Source organism: Pseudomonas sp. P5_B3 (assembly GCF_056400405.1).
The window spans coordinates 1-1,668 of sequence record NZ_JBFULI010000125.1 but is presented as its reverse complement, the minus strand read 5'-3'; the positions used below and the strand labels follow the sequence as shown (position 1 = coordinate 1,668).

General features: G+C 64.0%; 1 protein-coding gene. It reads right to left on the bottom strand.

The window, feature by feature from the left end; translation table 11 throughout:
* Nucleotides 1-1,668: immunoglobulin-like domain-containing protein (locus tag AC1DRN_RS29885; RefSeq protein WP_477786922.1), on the bottom strand; the 1,668-nt coding region annotated here is incomplete at both ends.

Sequence of the window (1,668 nt, the reverse complement as noted above, 5' to 3'; positions counted from 1 at the left end):
GTCGTTGCCCACCGTGACCAGCAGGCTGCCGGAACTCTGGCCTTCGGCGATGGTGATGACCTTGCCGCTGTCCAGCGTCACGGTGACCGCACCGTTCTGCGCGGTGACCGGGGCGCCGTTCTTGTCGGTCAGGGTCGCGGTGTAGGTGATGGTGCCGTTTTCGTCCACGCTCGGGGTGGCGGTCAGGGTCACGGTGGTGGTGTCGTCGACGTCATTGACCGTGGTGCTGACCGGCGTTTTCACCGGGTTGATGGCTTCCAGGTTGCCACCCACCGCGTCCTTGATGGATTCGGTGACCGTGGTCGGCCCTTGGTAGGCGTCGTTGCCCACGGTGACCGGCAGGCTGCCAGAGCTCTGCCCTTCGGCGATGGTGATGACCTTCCCGCTGTCCAGCGTTACGGTGACTGGACCGTTCTGCGCGGTCACCGGGGCGCCGTTCTTGTCGGTCAGCGTCGCGGTGTAGGTGATGGTGCCGTTCTCGTCCACGCTCGGCGTCGCGCTCAGGGTCACCGTGGTGGTGTCGTTGACGTCATTGACCGTGTTGCTGACCGGGGTTTTCACCGGGTTGATGGCTTCGAGGTTGCCGCCGTCGGCCGATTTAATCGACTCGGTCACGGTGGTCGGACCTTGGTAGACGTCGTTGCCGACCGTGACCGGCAAACTGCCGGAACTCTGGCCTTCGGCAATGGTGATGACCTTGCCGCTGTCGAGGGTCACGGTGACCGGACCGCTCTGCGCGGTGACCGGTTGGCCCTGGGCATCGGTCAGGGTGGCGGTGTAAGTGATGGTGCCGTTTTCATCCACGCTCGGCGTGGTGCTCAGGGTCACGGTGGTGCTGTCGTTGACGTCATTGATCGTGGTGGTCACTGGCGTGGTGTTTGGCGACACCTGTTCCAGGTTGCCGCCCACCGCGTCCTTGATGGATTCGGTGACCGTGGTCGGCCCTTCATAGACGTCATTGCCGACCGTCACCGGCAAGGAGCCGGTGCTCTGGCCTTCGGCGATGGTAATGACCTTGCCGCTGTCCAGCGTCACGGTCACTGGACCGTTCTGTGCGGTCACCGGGGCGCCGTTCTTGTCGGTCAGCGTGGCGGTGTAGGTGATGGTGCCGTTCTCGTCCACGCTCGGCGTCGCGCTCAAGGTCACCCTGGTGGTGTCGTTGACGTCGTTGACCGTGGTGCTCACCGGGGTTTTCACTGGGTTGATGGCTTCCAGGTTGCCACCCACCGCGTCCTTGATGGATTCGGTAACCGTGGTTGGACCTTGGTAGACATCATTACCCACGGTGATTGGCAAGGAGCCGGAACTCTGCCCTTCGGCGATGGTGATGACCTTGCCGCTGTCCAGCGTCACGGTCACCGGACCGTTCTGCGCCGTCACCGGTTGGCCCTGGGCGTCGGTCAGCGTCGCGGTGTAGGTGATGGTGCCGTTCTCGTCGACGCTCGGCGTCGCGCTCAGCGTCACCGTGGTGGTGTCGTCGACGTCGTTGACCGTGGTGCTGACCGGCGTTTTCACCGGATCGATGGCTTCGAGGTTGCCGCCGTCGGCCGATTTAATCGACTCGATCACGATGGTCGGACCCTTGTAGGCGTCGTTGCCCACCGTGACCGGCAGGCTGCCGGAACTCTGGCCTTCGGCGATGGTGATGACCTTGCCGCTGTCCAGCGT